The organism is Gemmobacter aquarius (assembly GCF_003060865.1).
Taxonomy (GTDB): Bacteria; Pseudomonadota; Alphaproteobacteria; order Rhodobacterales; family Rhodobacteraceae; genus Paragemmobacter; species Paragemmobacter aquarius.
The window spans coordinates 3,275,961-3,295,405 of sequence record NZ_CP028918.1; the positions used below are offsets into that span (position 1 = coordinate 3,275,961).

Annotated in this window: 24 protein-coding genes; 13 read left to right on the forward strand and 11 right to left on the reverse strand. The window is 64.8% G+C overall.

Features of this window, described 5'->3' with window-relative positions:
* Nucleotides 1-84: 84 nt before the first annotated feature.
* Genes HYN69_RS15780 through HYN69_RS15800 form a run of 5 tightly spaced genes read right to left on the reverse strand, consistent with a single transcriptional unit; the run spans nt 85 to nt 3,369 of the window.
* Complete coding sequence (locus HYN69_RS15780) at nt 85-738, reverse strand: sulfotransferase family 2 domain-containing protein (protein ID WP_108436583.1); 654 nt, start codon at nt 736-738, stop codon at nt 85-87.
* 12 nt (nt 739-750) lie between these two features.
* Nucleotides 751-1,698, reverse strand: coding sequence for a 2-hydroxyacid dehydrogenase (locus HYN69_RS15785; protein WP_108436584.1), 948 nt, complete (start codon nt 1,696-1,698; stop codon nt 751-753).
* Nucleotides 1,698-2,033 (reverse strand): tRNA-binding protein, encoded by a 336-nt coding sequence (locus HYN69_RS15790; protein WP_174213631.1) that lies wholly within the window; start codon nt 2,031-2,033, stop codon nt 1,698-1,700. The genes HYN69_RS15785 and HYN69_RS15790 overlap by 1 nt, the downstream gene beginning before the upstream one ends.
* Nucleotides 2,030-2,839 carry a pyrroline-5-carboxylate reductase gene (gene proC / locus HYN69_RS15795; RefSeq protein ID WP_108436585.1) on the reverse strand — a complete coding sequence of 270 codons (810 nt, stop codon included), beginning with the start codon at nt 2,837-2,839 and terminating at the stop codon, nt 2,030-2,032. Before proC ends, HYN69_RS15790 begins: the two co-directional genes overlap by 4 nt.
* Nucleotides 2,840-2,865: 26 nt before the next feature.
* The gene (locus tag HYN69_RS15800) at nt 2,866-3,369 is read right to left on the reverse strand and encodes a type III secretion system chaperone family protein (protein ID WP_108436586.1); all 504 of its coding nucleotides are present in this window, start codon (nt 3,367-3,369) and stop codon (nt 2,866-2,868) included.
* Nucleotides 3,370-3,655: 286 nt separating this feature from the next.
* Between HYN69_RS15800 and HYN69_RS15805 the strand changes: the two genes are divergently transcribed.
* Nucleotides 3,656-6,217, forward strand: a complete 2,562-nt coding sequence (locus tag HYN69_RS15805; protein WP_108436587.1) for a response regulator — start codon at nt 3,656-3,658, stop codon at nt 6,215-6,217.
* Between the two features lie 108 nt (nt 6,218-6,325).
* Here HYN69_RS15805 and HYN69_RS15810 read toward each other — a convergent pair whose 3' ends face one another.
* On the reverse strand, nt 6,326-6,604 hold the full coding sequence (locus tag HYN69_RS15810; protein WP_108436588.1) for an accessory factor UbiK family protein: 279 nt from the start codon (nt 6,602-6,604) through the stop codon (nt 6,326-6,328).
* A 166-nt stretch (nt 6,605-6,770) separates the two neighbouring features.
* Here HYN69_RS15810 and lgt point away from each other — a divergent pair, with 166 nt between their 5' ends.
* From lgt to HYN69_RS20675, 4 genes are all read left to right on the forward strand, one after another.
* Nucleotides 6,771-7,655 carry a prolipoprotein diacylglyceryl transferase gene (gene lgt, locus HYN69_RS15815; protein WP_108436589.1) on the forward strand — a complete coding sequence of 295 codons (885 nt, stop codon included), beginning with the start codon at nt 6,771-6,773 and terminating at the stop codon, nt 7,653-7,655.
* On the forward strand, nt 7,652-8,725 hold the full coding sequence (locus HYN69_RS15820; protein ID WP_108436590.1) for a class I SAM-dependent methyltransferase: 1,074 nt from the start codon (nt 7,652-7,654) through the stop codon (nt 8,723-8,725). Before lgt ends, HYN69_RS15820 begins: the two co-directional genes overlap by 4 nt.
* A complete protein-coding gene (gene pgeF / locus HYN69_RS15825) occupies nt 8,718-9,467 on the forward strand; it encodes a peptidoglycan editing factor PgeF (protein WP_108437260.1) in 750 nt (249 codons plus the stop codon). Before HYN69_RS15820 ends, pgeF begins: the two co-directional genes overlap by 8 nt.
* Before the next feature lie 216 nt (nt 9,468-9,683).
* On the forward strand, nt 9,684-9,827 hold the full coding sequence (locus tag HYN69_RS20675) for a hypothetical protein (protein ID WP_159082503.1): 144 nt from the start codon (nt 9,684-9,686) through the stop codon (nt 9,825-9,827).
* A 287-nt stretch (nt 9,828-10,114) separates the two neighbouring features.
* Here HYN69_RS20675 and HYN69_RS15830 read toward each other — a convergent pair whose 3' ends face one another.
* Entirely contained in the window at nt 10,115-10,615 is a 501-nt protein-coding gene (locus tag HYN69_RS15830; protein WP_108436591.1) for an Lrp/AsnC family transcriptional regulator, read from the reverse strand.
* A 232-nt stretch (nt 10,616-10,847) separates the two neighbouring features.
* Here HYN69_RS15830 and trxB point away from each other — a divergent pair, with 232 nt between their 5' ends.
* Together trxB and HYN69_RS15840 are read left to right on the forward strand one after the other, a co-directional pair.
* Nucleotides 10,848-11,786, forward strand: coding sequence for a thioredoxin-disulfide reductase (trxB, locus tag HYN69_RS15835; RefSeq protein ID WP_108436592.1), 939 nt, complete (start codon nt 10,848-10,850; stop codon nt 11,784-11,786).
* 316 nt (nt 11,787-12,102) lie between these two features.
* On the forward strand, nt 12,103-13,809 hold the full coding sequence (locus HYN69_RS15840) for a bifunctional sulfate adenylyltransferase/adenylylsulfate kinase (RefSeq protein ID WP_108436593.1): 1,707 nt from the start codon (nt 12,103-12,105) through the stop codon (nt 13,807-13,809).
* 158 nt (nt 13,810-13,967) lie between these two features.
* On the opposite strand, the gene HYN69_RS15845 is transcribed toward HYN69_RS15840, so the two are convergent.
* Both HYN69_RS15845 and HYN69_RS15850 read right to left on the reverse strand, forming a co-directional pair.
* Complete coding sequence (locus tag HYN69_RS15845; RefSeq protein WP_108436594.1) at nt 13,968-14,195, reverse strand: DUF1150 family protein; 228 nt, start codon at nt 14,193-14,195, stop codon at nt 13,968-13,970.
* Between the two features lie 8 nt (nt 14,196-14,203).
* Nucleotides 14,204-14,626, reverse strand: coding sequence for an Hsp20 family protein (locus HYN69_RS15850; protein ID WP_108436595.1), 423 nt, complete (start codon nt 14,624-14,626; stop codon nt 14,204-14,206).
* A gap of 263 nt (nt 14,627-14,889) precedes the next feature.
* Here HYN69_RS15850 and HYN69_RS15855 point away from each other — a divergent pair, with 263 nt between their 5' ends.
* The 3 genes from HYN69_RS15855 to HYN69_RS15865 all read left to right on the forward strand — a co-directional run bounded on the left by HYN69_RS15855 (nt 14,890) and on the right by HYN69_RS15865 (nt 16,761).
* Nucleotides 14,890-15,108, forward strand: coding sequence for a YdcH family protein (locus HYN69_RS15855; protein ID WP_108436596.1), 219 nt, complete (start codon nt 14,890-14,892; stop codon nt 15,106-15,108).
* Between the two features lie 110 nt (nt 15,109-15,218).
* On the forward strand, nt 15,219-15,704 hold the full coding sequence (gene purE, locus HYN69_RS15860) for a 5-(carboxyamino)imidazole ribonucleotide mutase (RefSeq protein WP_108436597.1): 486 nt from the start codon (nt 15,219-15,221) through the stop codon (nt 15,702-15,704).
* A complete protein-coding gene (locus HYN69_RS15865) occupies nt 15,697-16,761 on the forward strand; it encodes a 5-(carboxyamino)imidazole ribonucleotide synthase (protein ID WP_108436598.1) in 1,065 nt (354 codons plus the stop codon). Before purE ends, HYN69_RS15865 begins: the two co-directional genes overlap by 8 nt.
* A gap of 71 nt (nt 16,762-16,832) precedes the next feature.
* Here the strand turns inward: HYN69_RS15865 and HYN69_RS15870 are convergent, their stop codons facing one another.
* The gene (locus HYN69_RS15870; protein WP_108436599.1) at nt 16,833-17,240 is read right to left on the reverse strand and encodes a low affinity iron permease family protein; all 408 of its coding nucleotides are present in this window, start codon (nt 17,238-17,240) and stop codon (nt 16,833-16,835) included.
* Nucleotides 17,240-17,962 carry an esterase/lipase family protein gene (locus tag HYN69_RS15875; RefSeq protein ID WP_108436600.1) on the reverse strand — a complete coding sequence of 241 codons (723 nt, stop codon included), beginning with the start codon at nt 17,960-17,962 and terminating at the stop codon, nt 17,240-17,242. The genes HYN69_RS15870 and HYN69_RS15875 overlap by 1 nt, the downstream gene beginning before the upstream one ends.
* Nucleotides 17,963-18,026: 64 nt before the next feature.
* On the opposite strand from HYN69_RS15875, the gene HYN69_RS15880 reads away from it, so the two are divergent.
* The 3 genes from HYN69_RS15880 to HYN69_RS15890 are packed head-to-tail and all read left to right on the forward strand — an operon-like array spanning nt 18,027 to nt 19,440.
* Nucleotides 18,027-18,476: an NUDIX domain-containing protein gene (locus HYN69_RS15880; protein WP_230426443.1), complete on the forward strand. Its 450-nt coding sequence runs from the start codon at nt 18,027-18,029 to the stop codon at nt 18,474-18,476.
* Nucleotides 18,473-18,964 (forward strand): GreA/GreB family elongation factor, encoded by a 492-nt coding sequence (locus HYN69_RS15885; RefSeq protein ID WP_108436602.1) that lies wholly within the window; start codon nt 18,473-18,475, stop codon nt 18,962-18,964. The genes HYN69_RS15880 and HYN69_RS15885 overlap by 4 nt, the downstream gene beginning before the upstream one ends.
* Nucleotides 18,961-19,440, forward strand: a complete 480-nt coding sequence (locus HYN69_RS15890; protein ID WP_108436603.1) for a GNAT family N-acetyltransferase — start codon at nt 18,961-18,963, stop codon at nt 19,438-19,440. Before HYN69_RS15885 ends, HYN69_RS15890 begins: the two co-directional genes overlap by 4 nt.
* The last annotated feature ends 5 nt before the right edge of the window (nt 19,441-19,445 follow it).

The window sequence follows — 19,445 nt, forward strand, 5'->3', positions numbered from 1 at the left end:
GCAGGACTGCGTTTCACCCTTGCCCAAATACTCTCGGGGGTGAGGCGCGGCACGCGACGAGGGGGCAGACGGCCCCCTTTTGGGTCAGGCAAGCCCGTCGAAGGCATAGCCGAAGCGGGCGATATCCACAGCGCAGAGGTCCGCGACCAAGGCGGCATCGGCATCGGAATAGGCGGGTCGCCAATCGGCAGGACGCGCCGATGCGTTGGCCCGCGCTACTGTGCCAAGACGAAACCCCAGATGCGCCTCGAAGGGCGCGATATCCTCGTCCAGCCGTTCCAGCCGCGCGTAAAGCGAACAGTGCTCGACCCCCGCCGCATCGCGCATATAGGCGGTATAGGGCCAAAGGCTGATGCTGGTGCGCGTCAGCGGATGGTTCAGGAACCCGCTGAAATCATGCGTCTTGGCCAGTCCCACCGCCGGATGGGCAAAGCTTTGCCCGCGCAGCCAGTGGTAATAGCTGACCATCCGGTCCCACGGATTGCGAACCAGCGTCAGCGTGAACAGCCCGTCATGGGGCGGCAACAGCCCCTCCAGATCGGCCAGCGTGGAATGCTTCCACAAGCGCCCTGCCACGCGCAGCGCCTTTTGCCGGCCACGCCGCTGCATCGCTTTCGGCGTATCGCCGACCAGCACGTCATCGGCCCGCGCCCGCGCCTCCAAGGCCAGCGCCAGAGCAGTGCCGCCCGTCTTGGGGATATGGATAAAGACGAAGCGACGGCTGGGCGAATAGATCACCGTCGCCCCCTGTCACACGCGGTTCGGCAACGCGCGCCCGTCCAGATGCGCGATCAGGTTGTCGACCGCCATCAGCCCCATGTTTTCGCGCACTTCCAGACAGGCGGTCCCCAGATGCGGCAGCAGCGTCACGTTCTCAAGCGCCATCAACGCCGCGGGCACCTTTGGCTCGAACTCGTAAACATCAAGCCCCGCCCCCGCGATCCGCCCCTCGGTCAGGGCCACGACCAGCGCCGCCTCGTCCACCACATCGCCCCGTGCGATGTTGATGAAGAACCCCGTCGGTTTCATCGCGCCAAAAGCCTGCGCCCCGATCAGATGATGCGTCGCAGGCCCCCCCGGCACGGCCACCACCACGAAATCCGCCGCCATCGCCTGCTCCAGCGGCACCTGCCGCGCCGGAACTCCCGCATCCGCCACCGCCGAGCGGTTGTGGAACAGCACCTCCATCCCGAAGCCGAAATGGCAGCGCCGCGCAATCGCCTTGCCGATCCGCCCCATGCCGATGATGCCCACGGTCTTGCCGGTGACATGCGCGCCCAGCATCTGCGTCGGACCCCAGCCGCCCCATTGCCCCGCCCGCAGCATCCGCTCGCCCTCGCCCAAGCGCCGCGCGGTCATCAGGATCAGCGACAGCGCGATATCGGCAGTCGCATCGGTCACGGCACCCGGAGTATTGGTGACCGCAATCCCCGCCGCCTGTGCCGCCGCAACGTCGATATGGTTGTAGCCCACGCCGAAATTCGCCAGCAGCGTGGCGCGGGGGCTTGGCACATCGGCAAAGACATCGGCCTGAAACCGGTCGCCCAGCGTCGGCATCACCACATCGTAATCGCGCAAGGCGGCGCGCAGTTCCTCTGCCGACAGCACTGCGTGATCGTTCCGCAGGGTCACGTCGAACCGCGCCTTTGCGGCTGCAAGCACCTTGTCGGGCATGGGCCGTGTGATCAGCAGTTTCATCAGAACAACCTCCCGCCCAAGGGCACGGCGTGCCCCGGTCCGATCAGCACAACCTCGCCCGCCGCATCGGGCACGCCCAGCACCAGCACTTCCGACATCACCTTGCCGATCTGGCGGGGCGGGAAATTCACCACTGCCAGCACCTGCCGCCCGACCAGGTCTTCAGGCTTGTAATGCACCGTTATCTGGGCCGATGACCGCTTTTCCCCGATCTCGCCGCCGAAATCGACCCACAGCTTGATCGCGGGTTTGCGCGCCTCGGGGAAGGGTTCGGCACGGGTGATGACGCCCACGCGGATATCGACCTTCTGGAAATCATCATAGGTGATCGTCACTTGCCCAGCTCCCGCCCGCGATCTGCCGCCGCCTTGACCGCCTTGGCCAGCAAGGCCGGAAAGCCGCTTTCGCTGTCCATCAGCACGGCCAAAGCCGCCGCCGTGGTTCCGCCCGGAGATGTCACGTTCACCCGCAGCTGCGCCGCGCTGTCACCCGACCGAAAGGCCAGCTCCCCCGCACCGCAGACCGTGGCCCGCGCCAGCCGCATCGCCACGTCGGGCGACAGGCCCTCGGCCTGCCCGGCTGCCGCCATCGCCTCGATCAGGTGGAACACATAAGCCGGACCAGACCCCGAAACCCCCGTCACCGCGTCGATCTGGTGTTCGCCGTCAAGGATGACCGTCTCGCCCACCGCCGCCATAAGCGCCACGGCCACATCCATGCCCGCATTGGTCACATGGCCGTTGCGGCACAGCGCGGTGATGCCACGGTTCACCATGGCGGGCGTGTTCGGCATGGTCCGCACGATGGGGGTCTGCGCGCCCAGCACCGCCTCGAAGGCCGCAATCGTCGTTCCCGCCGCGATCGAGATGAACAGCGTGGTCCCGTTGCCCAGCGCCACCAGCGCAGGCAATGCCGCGCCCATCATCTGCGGCTTGACCGCCAGCAGCGCCACCGCAGGCGCAGGCGGAACGCCAGCGTTCAGATGCACACCGCTCGCTTTCAGCCAATCCGAAGGGGTCGGTTCGATGACCCAGACCGAGGACGGAGGCACACCCGCCGCCAGCCAGCCAGTCAACAGGGCCGAACCCATCTTGCCACAGCCCAAAAGCACCAGCCCGTCACGGGCCACCTGTTCCAGCATATCCGCCCCCCATTTCGGGCGGCAGACTAGGCGCGCCCGTAAGCCTCGGCAATGGCGACCTTCATCGCATCGACAGGCGCTTGCCCCGCCCATGCGACAAGTTGGAAGGCGGGGTAAAAGCGTTCGGCGGCCATCACCGCGCTGGCGATCAGCCGGTCGATCTGGTCGGGGTTCGCCGCCTGCCCGCCCGAAAGCGGCAGACCATAGCGCCAGACCATCAGCTTTTGCTCTTCCCAATAGGTGAACGCACCCGTCCAGACCATGTCGTTGGCGCGGTTCAGCACCTCGTACAACTGGCCCATCCGCTCGGTCGGAGGCTCCATTTCAAAGGTACAGATCAGGCGCAGCGTCTCATCCTGCCGCGACCATGCCAGCGTCAGCGAATAGGTGCGCCACTGCCCTTCGACCGACATGGCGATCTGGTCGTCGGTCACGCGGTCGAACTCCCATTCATGGTGCTCGGCCAGCGTCTCGACGATGTCGATGGGATGCAGATCGTCGGTTGAGAAATAGTCTTCGGAAAGCGACATTTACCCGGCCTCATGATAGGGGCCTCTGGCGGGCCATGACCCACAAGAAGCTGGGAGTCTCGCAAGTTTCAGCGTTTGCCAGACTGAAACCACACTAAATATGGTGATCGCAAAGCGAAAGCCTGTAAAGTTATTTCTGCGCCAATCTTCTGTGGACAAAATCGCACCCCTGTTCTTCCGGCGGCGATGGGTGCTTCATCCCCATGCCTCGGCGGTTATGACCTAAAGGAGTACTGTGCAGACTGCCCGATTGGACTAAACCAGTGCAAAGGTCACGAGTTCCAAGATGCAATCGTTCTTTCCGCCGCAAACGACGACAGGCTCGCGCCGCGAAACAGGCGAAGCCTATGTGTTCCGCGATTTCGAGCGGTCGCGCTTCATGGCGATCCGGCGGGCCGTCGATGCCGAGCCGTGGTTCTATTCCTGCTGCTGTTTTGCCGTGGCGGCGCTGTGGACCGTGCTGATGTCGGCGGGGGCCGGCATGCACGGCCAGAACCTGCCCGCAGTGAACCTGACGCCGCATGTCGCGCATTTCACGATCATCCTCGGCTTTTTCTTCTATCCGCTGCGGCTGTTCTGGGTTCCGGTCGTCGCCTATCTGGTCTTGTTTCTCTATCCCTTCTACCAACCCCTGACCAACGCCGTGCCGTGGCACGATATCGCCGACATGACGCCGGATGTGATCATCCAGCTTTTCGGCATCAATCTGGTCTTCGGCATTCTTGTCGCCCTGCTTTACCGCACGGTCTTTGTTCTGGCGCGGCCAAGGCTGCGCGCCCATGCGGCCGACCTGTTCCTCAGCCTTGCGTCCTATGTGATCTTCGGCCTGGTCGGGGCATTGCAGATCTATGTCACCTCTCAATTCTTCCTGTCATTGGCAGAACCTGTCCGCACAGCGCTGGGGTTCGATGCGGATTTCTTCGAACTCGCCATGATCCGAAATCTGCGCGGCTGCGCGGTGGTGGCCGCCTTCCTGCTGGCGACAATCGAATACCCGCGCAAAGAGCATCTTTTGCCGACCGTCGGGGTCGTGGTGCTGTTTCCGCTTCTGACACTCGCGCAGGGGCAGGGTTTCGTGCTCTATCCGATGATCGACGTGCTGGTGCTCGCCCTTCTGGTCGTGCTGATCCTGCCGATCCGCATCGGGCTGTTCGGCTCGCTCGGCGGAATCGCGGTCTATGCCGCGCTGACAGGCGAATTCCTGATCGACCGTATCAGCACCGATCCGACGCTGATCACGCTTGAACGCTACTCGATCCTTGCGCTGGCGCTGCTGCTCGTCGTGATTCCGATCAAAAGCCAGACCGGACATGTCATCGCGCAGAAAGACGCCGCCATCCGCAAGCTGAACCGCGCCCGCGACTTTGCGGGAGTGGGACTGTTCGCCATGAACCGCGCAACCGGCCGCTTCCGTCTGGATGATGCCGCCGAACGGATGCTTTCCCTGCCCGCCGAAGGCAGGATCGATGCACTGCGGGCCTCTCTCGATGTCGATGGCGCGGCAGCCCTGATGCGGGTGATGCTGCCCGGCGTCGCCCCTGCGCGCGACCTTAAACTGCATACGGTGTCGGGACCGGTGCTACGGGCCTTTGTCTGGTCCGACACCTCGCCCACGGGCGATATCGTCGCCTACGGCATCCTGCTCGACGTGACCGAGGCCGAGGACCGCGAAGCGCATCTGCGCGAAACGCTGGACGAGTTGTCGACGCGGCAGGAACGGCAGCGCCAGCTTTTCTCGATCGTCAGCCACGAATTGCGAACCCCTGCATCGGTGATGTCGATCCTGATCGACGACCTGTCCGACGCGACCGACAAGCCCCGTCTGATCCGGCAGATGCGCGAAGCGGCCGACCAGTTGCTGTCGGTGCTGGCCGACATGCGCCAGACGGTGAACCCCGAAAAGAACCTGCCGGTCACGAAGGTTTCCTATGTGCCCGCCGAACTGGCCGAAAGTCTGCGAAACATGCTGGAGCTGACGGCAAACGAGCATGGCATCGCCCTGACCGTCGCCCTGGGGGCAGGTTCCGGCAAGGCGCGGGTGGGCGATGTGATGCGGCTGCGTCAGGCCCTGTCGAACCTGATGCGGAACGCGGTGATCCACAGCCGCGGCACGACGGTCCGGCTCAGTTTTTCGGGCCAGCCCGCGGCGACACCCGATGGTGCGCCCACCAGCCAGTGGCAGGTCGAGGACAATGGCGTAGGCATCCTCCCAGATCAGGTGGACCGGCTGTTCCAGCCCTTCGAACGGGGCGGACAGGACGACCCGCGCCGCTCGGCCGATGGCAGCGGTCTGGGCCTGTTCATCGCCCGCCAGTCAGCCGAGATGCTGGGCGGCACGCTGCAACATTACCAACCCCTGCGCGGCGGCGCGGGCTATGTGCTGCGCCTGCCCGAGGTCTTTGCCGACACGGCAGGCAGCCCGAAGGCCGAAGCGCGAAAGCCCTCGGTGGCCAGACCGGCCGATGCGCCCTGGACGGTTGTTCTGGCCGAAGACAACCCCTTGGTGGCCGAAGTGACCAAGGCGCGGCTGGAACGCCTGCGCGCAACGGTGCGGGTCGCCGAGAACGGCCTGAGCGCGCTTGCCATGGTCAAGGAACAGCAACCCGATGTCATCATCACCGATCTTTTCATGCCCGAACTCGACGGCGACGATCTGGTCAGGCAGTTGCGCCAGCAAGGCTATGACCGCCCCGTGGTCGGCCTGACCGCCGCCGTGGTAGGCGAGGAAATGGCCCGGTTCCGCGCAGCGGGGGCTAATCTGGTGATGCAAAAGCCGCTGGATTTCGCCGAGTTGATGCGCCTGATGCGCGAAGGCTTTCCGCCCGCGCACCAGCCCGCCAACCGATGACTCCCGATCAGCCGCCGCCTCGGGGGGTATCGAACCCCCGCTCGGCGGCCTTGCCAACGCAAGCGCGGGCCGTTCGGGCCACCGTTCGGGCCACCGTTCGGGCCGCGATCAGGCGTCTTTCTTCTTGGCCGGCTTCGCCACCTCGGAAAGCTTTGCCTCGAGCACCGCAAGCCGTGCCTCGAGGGCTACATTTTCCTCGCGCGCCTTGACGGCCATGGCGCGCACCGCGTCGAATTCCTCACGCGTGACGAAATCGCGATCCGCCATCCAGCGGTCGACCAGACCCTTCATCGCCGTCTCGGCCTCGGACTTGGCGCCCTGTGCCACGCCCATCGCATTGGTCATAAGCTGCGACATGTCGTCGAAGAACTTGTTGCGCGTCTGCATGGCAAAACCTTTCTCTCGCTTGAAGTTCTATATGGGCCGACCCGACCCGAAGGACAAGCCCGCCCCCCTGCGGCCAAAAGCGGGGCGGGCAGCAGCCGCCCCTCCCGCACGGTTGACTTCCCGCCGCCGGTTGCCGAAAACCGCCGCATCCAAGCACAGGCGCCCCATGTCCTACATTCCCTTTCCCGATATCACGCCCGACATCTTTTCGTTCGAGATCGGCGGCATGACATTCGCCCTGCGCTGGTATGCGCTGGCCTATATCGTCGGGCTTCTGGCGGGCTGGAAGCTGATCACCCGCATCGTCACCACCCGCAAACTGTGGGACGGCCCCGCTCCCGTGACCGCCGATCAGGTCGAGCGGCTGCTGACATGGGTGATCCTCGGGGTCATCCTTGGCGGCAGGGCGGGCTATGTGCTGTTCTATCAGCCGGGCTATTTCCTGCAAAACCCGTCGCATGTTCTGCGCGTCTGGGAAGGCGGCATGTCCTTTCACGGCGGCTTTCTGGGCGTCGTCGTGGCGGGGTTGATCTTTTGCAAGCGCGAAAAGATCCCGATGCTGGCCCTTGCCGACCTGATGGCCGTGGCCGCCCCCATCGGCCTGTTCCTTGGCCGTATCGCCAACTTCATCAACGCGGAATTGTGGGGCCGCCCGACCACCCTGCCATGGGGTGTCGCCTTCCCCGGCGAGGCCGCGCAAACCTGCGAGGGCGTGCTGACCATCTGCGCCCGCCACCCGTCGCAGCTTTACGAAGCGGCGCTCGAAGGGTTGCTGCTGGGCGCGATGCTGGTCTGGGGCATCTGGCGCGGCGGCTGGCTGAAACGTCCGGGGCGCGTCTTGGGCCTGTTTCTTGCCGGATACGGGCTTGCCCGCTTTGCCGTCGAATTCGTCCGCCAGCCCGACGCGCAATTCATCACGGCGGGCAACCCCTTGGGACTTGTGCTGCACATCGGCGGCTACGGGCTGACCATGGGGCAGATCCTGTCCTTGCCGATGGTGCTCGCGGGGCTGTGGTTCCTGATGCGGGCCAAACGGCCGATCCCGGCATGACCGCGCTCGCGGGCCTTCTGGCGCGACGCATCGCGGCCACGGGTCCGCTGACGCTGGCCGATTACATGGCCGAATGCCTTCTGCATCCCGACCACGGCTATTACGCCACGCGCGACCCTTTTGGCGCGGGCGGCGATTTCACCACCGCGCCCGAGATCAGCCAGATGTTCGGCGAACTGCTCGGCCTGTGCGTCGCGCAGGCATGGCTCGACCAAGGCGCACCCGCACCCTTTACGCTGGCCGAGCTTGGCCCCGGTCGCGGTACGCTGATGGCAGATGTGCTGCGCGCCACCCGCGCCGTGCCGGGCTTTCACGCGGGCGCAAGCGTGGTGCTGGTCGAAGCCTCGGCCAGCTTACGCGAAGTGCAGCGCCTTAGGCTGGGCACCGCACCCTGCCCCGTCACTTGGGCGGGCAGCGTGCAAGACCTGCCAGATGCACCGCTGTTCCTGCTTGCCAACGAATTCTTCGACGCCCTGCCGATCCGCCAGTTCACCCGCCACCCGCAGGGCTGGGCCGAAACCATGGTCGGCCTCTCGGGCGATGCTCTGGCCCTCGGCCGCGCCGAACCCGCCAATCTGGCGCGTCTGGCGCACCGTCTAGCCGACACCCGCCCCGGCGACGTGGTCGAGCTGATGCCCGCCGCCGCCCCGATCATGGCCCGCATCGGGGGCCTGATCGAAGCCCGTGGCGGGGCCGCGATCATCGTCGATTACGGCGGCTGGCACTCGCTGGGCGATACGTTCCAGGCCTTGCGCGACCACCGCTTCACCGACCCGCTCGCCACCCCCGGCGAGGCCGACCTGACCGCCCATGTCGATTTCGAGGCCCTCGCCCAGGCCGCAGCCCCCGCCCGCGCATCCCGCATGATTCCGCAGGGAGAATTGCTCACCCGCCTCGGCATCGCCGCACGCAGTGGCAAACTCGCCCAAGGCTTGACCGGAGCGCCACTTGCAGCACACCTTGCCGCCACTCGCCGCTTGACCGATCCTTCGGAAATGGGTTCGCTGTTCAAAGCCCTCGCCATCCACCCGTCCCGCCATAGGCCCCCGCCCGGATTTGACCTTGCTTGAAATCATCACCTCCGATGCGATCACGGCCAGACACGGGTTCTTCACCCGCAAGGGGGGCGCGTCTTCGGGCATCTTCTTTGGCCTGAACTGCGGGCCGGGGTCGTCGGATCTGTCCGAGGTGGTGGCGATCAACCGCGCCCGCGTCGCCGATGCGCTGGGTGTGACGCGCGAAAACCTTCTGTCGGTCAATCAGGTCCATTCGCCCGATGTGCTGCATGTCACGGCACCCTTCACCGACAGGCCCCGTGCCGATGCCATCGTGACGGCGACGCCGGGCATCGCCCTTGGCATCCTGACGGCCGATTGTCAGCCCGTGCTGTTCCACGATGCCAAAGCAGGCGTGATCGGGGCGGCCCATGCCGGTTGGCGCGGCACCCGCGACGGGGTGCTGGAAGCGACGGTCCAGGCGATGGAGGGGCTGGGTGCGAAACGGGCCGACATCACAGCCGTGATCGGCCCCTGCATCAGCCAAAGGAATTACGAGGTCGGGCCGGAATTCTTCGAAGCCTTCACCGCCGACGCCCCCGAAAACGCCCGCTACTTCGCAAACGGCACCGGCGACCGCATGCTGTTCGACCTGCCCGCATTGGGCCTGTCGCGCCTGCGGGCCGCTGGCGTAGGCCATGCCGAATGGACGCGGCACTGCACCTATGCCGACCCCGCCCGATTCTTCTCGTTCCGCCGCACGACCCACGCGGGCGAGGCCGATTACGGCCGACTGATTTCGGCGATCCGCCTGTAACCTGCCGCCGAATTGTCGCAAATGCGGCAACAATCCGGGCGGAAACCGGATCGTTTCCCAAGAAATGCAGGCCGGATTGCGCGAAAGGCCGCGCCACAATTGGGGCCGCCCGCGCCACATCCTGTCCCTATTATGCACAATCCCGGCCCAATCCCCGCCGCAAAGCCGCGTCAGATTGACCCCATCGAACAAGTGCCACCTTTGGGGAAGACGACCATGAAGACGAACCGCCGCTGGCTCAAATCCGCAATCGCCGCCAGCCTTCAGCCGCAGGTCGCCCTGCCGTGGCAGCGCGGCAACCGCAAGAAACCCGCCGCGCTGAACCCTGCGCCGCGCCCCGTAGCGATGGCCGCCCGCTAAGCGCGACCCGGCGGCGGGCCATTTGCGCCCGCTCATCCGGCGATTCGCGGCGCACACGCAAGGATTGCACGCCAACCGTGCGACAATTGAAACGAATTGCTGCGATCCGCCGCAGAGCCGCACCAATCGCGGCAAAAATTTGACGAAAGCGCCCCCGCTTGCCATATTCACAGCATGGTCGACCCGAACCGGCAGCATCTGCCACGTGACGGGTCCGGTCTTGCTTCGGTAAAGCGGTCCCGGCGCGTCCTCTGCGTGCCATCAGGGGCCGCTTATCCGTTTGGCGGTCAGGCCGTCTTTGCCAGCCGCGCTTCCAGCACATCGAAGGGCACGCCCGGTTCATCCTTGGCGCAGCGGATCACAAGGCTGGTCTTCACCGTCGCCACATTCTCGGCCTTGAGCAATTCGCCGGTCAGGAAACTCTGGAACGACGACAGATCGGGTGCCACGCATTTCAGGATGAAATCGATCTCGCCGTTCAGCATATGACACTCGCGCACCAGCGACCACTGGCGGCAGCGTTGCTCAAAGATCGCCAGATCTGCCTCGGCCTGGCTTTGCAGCCGCACCATGGCGAACACCTGCACCTCGAAGCCCAACTCGCGCGCGTCGATATCGGCGTGATAGCCGCGCACAAAGCCTGCCTCTTCCAGCGTGCGGACCCGCCGCAGACAGGGCGGCGCGGAAATCCCCACGCGGCTGGCAAGCTCGACGTTCGTCATCCGCCCGTCCGCCTGCAACTCGGCAAGAATTTGACGGTCGATAGGGTCGAGTTTCGATCCGGCCATGGCGGTCCCCTTTGCTCCGGTGGCGCACCGGATTTTTCGACTATGTAGGCGCGGCCTATCTTTCGCGCAACAATGTTTCACCGCCACGCAATAAAAACACCCCCCACCCCCGTTCATCCTTGCCTTAAATACTCTGGGGTCCGGGGTGAAACCCCGGCGCTTGCAGCCCTTCCCCCGCCCGCAGTCAGGCATATATCAGGCGCCGACAGACGGGACAGACAGGGGCAAGAAAATGGGCGACGCACGGCACACACGGGTTCTGATCATCGGCTCCGGTCCCGCAGGCTATACCGCCGCCGTCTATTCCGCCCGCGCCATGCTGGAACCCATCCTCGTCCAAGGTTTGCAACCCGGCGGCCAGCTTACCATCACGACCGAGGTCGAGAACTGGCCCGGCGACACCCATGTGCAAGGCCCCGACCTGATGATCCGCATGGAAGAACATGCCCGCGCCATGGGTGCCGAGATCATCACCGATTACATCACGTCGCTCGACCTCTCGAAACGCCCCTTCACCGCGCAGTCCGACTCTGGCACCGTCTATACCGCCGATGCCGTGATCCTTGCGACCGGCGCGCAGGCCAAATGGCTGGGCCTGCCGTCCGAAGAGAAATTCAAGGGCTTCGGCGTATCGGCCTGCGCCACCTGTGACGGGTTCTTCTACCGTGGCAAGGAAATCGTGGTGATCGGCGGCGGCAACACGGCGGTGGAAGAGGCACTGTTCCTCACCAACTTCGCCTCGAAGGTCACGCTGATCCACCGCCGCGACAGCCTGCGCGCTGAAAAGATCATGCAAGACCGCCTGTTCAAGCACCCCAAGGTGTCGGTCTTGTGGAACCACACGGTGGACGAGGTTCTGGGCGACACCACGCCCCCCGGCGTGACCGCCGTGCGCGCCCGCAACGTGCTGACGGGGGAAGTGACAGACATCCCTTGCGCCGGTTTCTTCGTCGCCATCGGCCACGCCCCCGCCTCCGAACTGGTGAAAGACCAGCTCGAACTGCACAACGGCGGCTATGTCGTGGTCGAACCGGGCAGCACCCGCACCTCGATTGCAGGCGTCTTTGCGGCGGGCGACCTGACCGACCACGTCTACCGCCAGGCCGTCACCAGCGCAGGCATGGGCTGCATGGCCGCGCTGGATGCCGAGAAATTCCTCGCAGGCCACTGAACCGCCAACCAAATTTCTGACGCAGAAATTTGACCGGAATTTTACGAAAATTCCGCCGCGAAATCCTGCCCTCGGCCTGCGTTTCCTGCGTCAGGAAACGTCGCGGACCCTGCGTCAGGGTCCGCCCCCCGGCGCGCGAACAGCTTTCATGCGCCCTTCGGTCACGGCGAACCCTGTTCCGCAATCGACCCCGCCTATGGCATTTTCGCCCTTTTTGAAGCCCCTTAATCCTTGATTGCTGGAAATCATCCCGCCAAACCGCTAAGCCGCGCCGCAACCGCGGGGTCCGCCCGCCAAAATGCAGCAGAGGCCGTCCATGACGCTTTCGAACCACGCCCCGATTCCGGAACTTTACGTCTCGCATGACTCGGCCCAGAAACTGAAGGTCGAGGCCGCGCAGCTTCCGTCATGGGATCTGACCGCGCGTCAGGTCTGCGACCTCGAACTTCTGATGAACGGCGGCTTCGCGCCGCTGCGCGGTTTCCAGTCCGAGGCCGATTACAACGGCACCGTCGAAAACATGCGGACCGCCGATGGAACGCTGTGGCCGATGCCCGTGACGCTGGACGTGTCGGAAAAATTCGCCGAAGCCGTGGCCCCCGGTCAGGATATCGCCCTGCGCGATGCAGAAGGCGTGATCCTTGCCATCCTGTCGATTTCCGACAAATGGGTGCCGAACAAATCCAAGGAAGCCGAACATGTGTTCGGAGCCGATGACCTTGCCCACCCTGCGGTGAACTATTTGCACAATGTGGCTGGCCCCGTTTACCTCGGCGGCGCGATCACCGGCATCCAGCCGCCCGTGCATTACGATTTCAAGGCCCGCCGCGACACCCCGAACGAGCTTCGCGCCTTTTTCCGCAAAATGGGCTGGCGCCGCATCGTCGCCTTCCAGACCCGCAACCCGCTGCACCGCGCGCATCAGGAACTGACCTTCCGCGCCGCGCGCGAGGCCGAGGCTAACCTGCTGATCCACCCCGTGGTGGGCATGACGAAACCGGGCGATGTCGACCACTTCACCCGCGTGCGCTGCTATGAAGCGGTGCTTGACCAATACCCTGCGTCCACCACGCACCTGTCGCTTCTCAACCTCGCCATGCGGATGGGCGGCCCGCGCGAGGCTCTGTGGCATGCGATCATCCGCAAGAACCACGGGTTGACCCATTTCATCGTGGGCCGTGACCATGCCGGTCCGGGCAAGAACAGCCAAGGCAAGGATTTCTACGACCCCTACGCAGCACAAGTGCTGGTGGCAGCGCATCAGAAAGAGATCGGCATCGAGATGGTCGATTTCAAACAGATGGTCTATGTGCAGGAAAAATCGCAATACTACCCGGTGGACGAGGTGCCGGAAGGGTCTACCGTGCTGGATATTTCCGGCACCGAACTGCGCCGTCGCCTGCGCGAGGGGCTGGATATCCCCGATTGGTTCAGCTTTCCGCAAGTGGTCACCGAACTGCGCCGCACCTCGCCGCCGCGTGCGAAACAGGGCTTTACCGTCTTCTTCACCGGCCTGTCGGGTTCGGGCAAATCGACCATCGCCAACGCGCTTATGGTCAAGCTGATGGAGATGGGCGGCCGCCCCGTCACGCTGCTCGACGGGGATGTGGTCCGCAAGCACCTGTCCTCGGAGCTCGGCTTTTCCAAAGAGCACCGCGACATCAACATCAAGCGCATCGGCTATGTGGCGTCGGAAATCACCAAGAACGGCGGCATCGCGATCTGCGCGCCCATCGCGCCCTACACCGCCACCCGCCGCGCCGTGCGCGAGATGATCGAAGCCTTCGGCGCCTTCATCGAAGTGCATGTGGCGACCTCCATCGAGGAATGCGAACGCCGCGACCGCAAGGGCCTGTACAAGCTGGCCCGCGAAGGCAAGATCAAGGAATTCACCGGCATCTCCGACCCCTACGAAGCCCCGACCAAGGCCGAACTGGTGGTCGACACCGAAGGCACGGACGTGGATTACTGCGCGCAGCAGGTGATCCTGAAGCTGGAAAGCATGGGTCTGATCAAGGCGTAAGCCCGCAGCCCGCCCGAAACGACAAAGCCCCGCAGCGATGCGGGGCTTTGTCATTCCAGCTCCGCTTGCGGCGGCGGCAGCGCGGCCGCAACTGGCTTTCCGTCAAACCGAAGTTCGGCAGGCATGTGCCGCGCCTCAATCAAACCTACTGTGCAATCTCAATGCACGTTCACCGGCGCCATGTCGTTTGCCCGTGCAATTACAAAGGCCAGCGCGCGGTCCTTGACCAGCGCGAGGCGGTCGCCGTCCTCGTCGTGCAAGGCATAGATCGTGGTCAGCCCGCCGGCATGGGCCTGCACATCAGCGGGCAGGTCGGCCACCAACACGGGGCGCACATAGACGATTCGGCCTTCGCCTTCAGGCAGGCCTTCGAATTTCGTATCCATCTCTCACCTCATTTCCGACCGCTGCGCGAACTGATCGCAATCGTCTGCACCACCGTTTCAGGCACCGACCGACGCAGATCGATGTGCAGCAGCCCATGTTCCATCGACGCCCCCGCCACCTCGACCCCGTCGGCCAGCACGAAGCTGCGCTGAAAGGCGCGGGCGGCGATGCCACGGTGCAGGAACACCCGCTCGCCGATATCATCGGACTGGCGACCGCGGATCACCAGTTGGCGATCCTCGACCGTGATCGACAGGTCTTCCTCGCGGAAACCGGCCACGGCCAACGTAATGCGATAAGCGTTTTCAGAGGTGGCTTCGATGTTGAAGGGCGGATAGCCCTCGGCGGTTTTCGCCGTGCGTTCGACCAGCCGTTCAAGCTGCTCGAAGCCCAACAGGAACGGATGTGTCCCAAAGCTCAGTTTCGTCATCGGTCATGCCCTTTTGTCCAAGCGACATTGCGCGAAAGCCCCGTCATGGCGACCCCTGCGCCCGATGAATATGGGATGCCGCCAAAGCCCGCGCAAGAGGCTGCGCCGCACCTCTCCGGTGGGGCCAGTCGCCGGAAATCGCCGTTTTTTGACCGTCAGCGTGGCAGATTCCTTCCCGCAACGCGGCATTTTGGCTGTATTCTGTTCCCAGAAACAGAAACGACTCAGGCCCGCAGGGCTTGGGCAACAATTCCGCAGGTTCCATGAACGCGCCCAGCGAGATGAACTTCGAAGACATGCTCCGGATCCGGCTCGAGGTGCTGCGCCGCGAGCATCGCGATCTGGACGAGGCGATCTTTGCGCTCGAAACCGGTGGCCGCCCCGACCAACTGACGCTGCGGCGGCTGAAAAAGCAGAAACTGGCGCTGAAAGACCAGATCGTAAAGCTGGAAGACCAGCTTATTCCCGACATCATCGCCTGATCCCGGCAAAGGTGGGTGCATAGCACCCACCCTACGGGCCAGACGTTCCACCGCTTGCCCCTACGGCCCGATGCTCTATACCCGAACCGACCGCAGGAACGGGGGCGATCATGGCTGTCAGCGTCGGAATCATCATGGGTTCGCAATCGGACTGGCCAACCATGAAGGAGGCCGCGACCCTGCTCGATACGCTCGGCATCCCGTATGAGGCCAAGATCGTCTCGGCCCACCGCACCCCCGACCGGCTTTGGACCTATGGCAAAACCGCCGTCGACCGCGGGCTGAAAGTCATCATCGCGGGCGCGGGCGGGGCGGCCCATCTGCCCGGAATGATGGCGTCTAAAACCCGTATCCCCGTCATCGGCGTTCCGGTCCAGACCAAGGCGCTTTCGGGTGTCGACAGCCTTTACTCCATCCTGCAAATGCCGCGCGGCTATCCTGTGGCCACCATGGCCATCGGCGCGGCAGGTGCTGCCAATGCCGCGCTTATGGCCGCAGGCATCCTCGCGCTGAACGATGCCGCGCTTGCCGCGCGGCTCGATGCGTGGCGCGCAGCACTTTCCGCCTCGATCCCCGACGAGCCGAAGGATGAATGATATGCTTCCCCCCGGTTCGACCATCGGCATCCTTGGCGGCGGGCAGCTTGGCCGCATGCTTTCGGTCGCTGCCTCGCGGCTTGGCTACCTGACCCACATCTACGAGCCTGCCGCCAACCCGCCCGCCGAACACGTTGCCCACCGCCTGACGACCGCAAGCTATGACGATCTCACCGCGCTGGCGGCTTTCGCGGCTTCGGTCGATGTCATCACCTATGAATTCGAGAATATCCCCACCGCCGCGCTGGACGTGCTCGAGAAAACGCACCCCATCCGCCCCGACCGCCGCGCCCTTGCCGTTTCGCAGGAACGCATCGCGGAAAAAGATTTCCTGACCGGCCTTGGCCTGACCACCGCGCCCTATGCCCGCGTCACCTCGCTGTCCGACCTGACCGCCGCGCTTGACCATATCGGCACGCCCGCGATCCTGAAAACCACCCGCCTCGGCTATGACGGCAAAGGTCAGGCCCGCATCATGGCCCCCGCCGACGCCCCCGCCGCACTCGCGCAGATGGATGGCGCCGAAGCGGTACTGGAAGGCTTCATCGACTTCAGCCACGAGGTTTCGGTCATCGCCGCGCGTGGCCTCGACGGGTCGGTCGCCTGCTATGATCCCGGGGAAAACGTGCACCGTTCGGGCATCCTGCACAGCACAACCATCCCCGCCCGCCTGTCACCGTCACAGCGCACCGACGCCATCCTGATCGCCGCCCGCATCCTGAATGCGCTCGATTACGTCGGCGTCATGGGGGTCGAGCTTTTCGTTACCCCCACGGGCCTGATCGTCAACGAAATCGCGCCGCGTGTGCACAATTCCGGCCATTGGACGCAGAACGGATGCGCGGTGGACCAGTTCGAACAGCACATCCGCGCCGTCACCGGCTGGCCCTTGGGCGACGGGTCGCGCCATAGCGACGTGGTGATGGAAAACCTGATCGGCGACGATATCGCCCGCGTGCCCGCAATCGCCCGCGAAAAGAACGCGGCGCTGCACCTTTATGGCAAGGCCGAGGCGCGGGCAGGCCGCAAGATGGGCCATGTCAACCGCGTGAAGTAACCTGCTGCGCCGTCACGGTCGCCAGATATCCTGATGGGGGTGCGGGGGTCTGAACCCCCGCCCGCGGCCGCTCAGGCATCGAGCGTGTCGGTATCCTTCTCGCCCCGCCCCAGCCGTTCCCGTGCCAGCAGGGCCAGCCGTTCATAGCGGCGGCGAAACACCTCCACCTGCCGCTCTTCCAGTTCTTCCAGATCCATCAGCGCGTTATGTGCCCCCTCATGCGCGCGTATCAGCTCGTCCAGTTTCAACTGGATCGCCTGCGTGTCGCGATTCTGGGTGTTCTGGATCAGGAACACCATCAGGAAGGTCACGATCGTCGTGCCGGTGTTGATGACCAACTGCCATGTGTCTGAAAAGCCGAAAACCGGCCCCGTCACGATCCAGAGCAGGATAACCCCGACCGCCAGCGAGAAGGTGGCAGGCTTGCCGCAATAACGCGCCACGGTCTTGGCGACGGTTCCGTAAAAGCCGCTTTTCATCACTCCACCCCTATCAAATCTTCTACCGCCTCGCCGTAGCCAAGGCCCCGGTCAAAGCGTCCATCCTTCAGAAACGCCAGCACCTCGCCGATCACCAGCGGGTTGAACATCAGGAAGGTATGGGTGACCGGCAGCACGATATGGTCGGCCATGCCCGTAACCCGCGTGCTTTCCACACTGACCTTGCCGTCGTCCGGTCCGGGAATGACTCCCGAATAGACCGGATTGAACGATATGTCCCCCGCAATCACACCCAGTTCGTAATCGGGCAGCGGCAGCTTTGCCGGAAGCGCGGCGGGGCCGGTTCCCAGTTCCATACCCGCAGGCCCGTTGACCCATTGGAACGCCCCGATCCCCGAAAAGGCATCGACCAGTTCCGACCCGCCATTGGGCGGAGCCAGCATCACCACGCGCCCCGTATCCGCCGGACGATTTTCGGCCAGCCATGCTCGCGCCAGAATCCCGCCCATCGAATGGGTGACGAAACTGACCCGATCCGCGCCGCATTCCGCGACCGCAGCCCCCACCCGTGGAACCAGATCCTCGATCCGCGCCTCGGTCGACGGATAGCCGTCATTGACGACCTTGTAGCCCGCCCCTTCCAGCGCGGCCTGCATGGCGACGAGCGATGTCTCGGTCCGCGCAAGCCCGTGCAGCAACACCACGCATTCGGCCCGCGCCGGGGCCGCGACCATCAGGAAAAGCAGGAGAAAGCGCCACATGCCAACCACCCTAGACCTATCGGAAGCAATGGACAAATCACGCTGCCTCGCGCAGCCTTGTGCCATGCACTACCGCCCGCCCCGCATCGCCACCCGCGCGTTGATCCTGCAAGACGACCGGCTTTTGCTGGTCAACGCCTACGCTGGCCAGAAATCCGACCTGTGGTGCGCCCCCGGTGGCGGGGTGAACCCCGGCCACTCGCTTCCCGACAACCTGCGGCGCGAGGTGCATGAAGAAACCGGCCTGTCCATCACCGTAGGCCCGCCCGTTCTGGTCAACGAATTCCACGATCCGACGCATGGCTTTCACCAGATCGAGGTGTTCTTCCGCTGCACCCTATCATCCTCGGGCACGCTCGACCCCGCATGGCGCGATCCCGAAGGCATCGTGAACCGCCGCGCATGGTTTTCCCGGGCCGATCTTGCCACGATCCGCGTCAAACCCGACAGCATCGCCGCCGCCGCATGGGGGGCGACCATGCTTTACGACCCGCTGGAACGGATCGTGCCATGAGCCGCGCCTTCGTCAAGGAAGGCGACGGCGCGCTCGACCCGCTGCCCGACCTGCCCGTTTCGCCGCATCCGAACTATGTCACCCCCAACGGCCTTGCCACGCTGCAAAGCCGTCTGCGGGATGCCCAGTCGCGGCTTGCCACGCTGAAAGCCCGCCCCGACCGGCTCGACAAACTGCCCGAAGCCGCCGCTGAACGCGACATCCGTTATATCGAAGCGCGGCTGCGTTCGGCCATCCTGATCGACCCTGCGGCGCAACCCCTGACCCATGCCGCCTTCGGCCATGCCGTGACTGTGGCCGACGAAAACGGGGACGAGACCACCTATGTGATCGTGGGCGAGGACGAGGCCGACCCCGCCCGCCACCTGATCGCGCCCCATTCCCCCCTCGCCCGCGCCCTGATCGGGGCTGCGGTGGGCGACGCCGTGACATGGCGCAAACCCTCGGGCACGGTCAGCCTCGAAATCCTGTCGATAGACCTGCCATGATTCGCACCCTGCACCCCGCCACCGACCTGCCCGCCGTCGCGGCCTTTCTGGCCGAGGCCGCCGATTACTGGCTGCTGGCCGAAGGCGCCGCCCCCGGCCCGACCGCCGCCGCCGACTTCTTCACCGATGCCCCGCCGGGCTGCGACCCTGCCCGGTCGCACCACCTTGGCCTGTTCCACGAAAACCGCCTGTCCGGTCTTGCCGAACTCAGCTTCGGCTTTCCCGCAGCGGGCGATGCCTACCTCGGCCTTCTGATCCTGACCCCCCGCCTGCGCGGGCAGGGCCTTGGCCGCGGCCTGCTGGCCGAGGTTGAGTCGCGCGCCCGCAATGCAGGGGCGGGGGCGCTTTACCTCGCCGTGCTCGACGCGAACCCGCGTGGTGCTGCATTCTGGGCGCGCGAAGGCTTCACCCGAACCGGCGTCAGCCGCGAGGATGAGCACGGCCACACCATCCGCCGCCTCGTGAAACCGCTTTAGGGTGA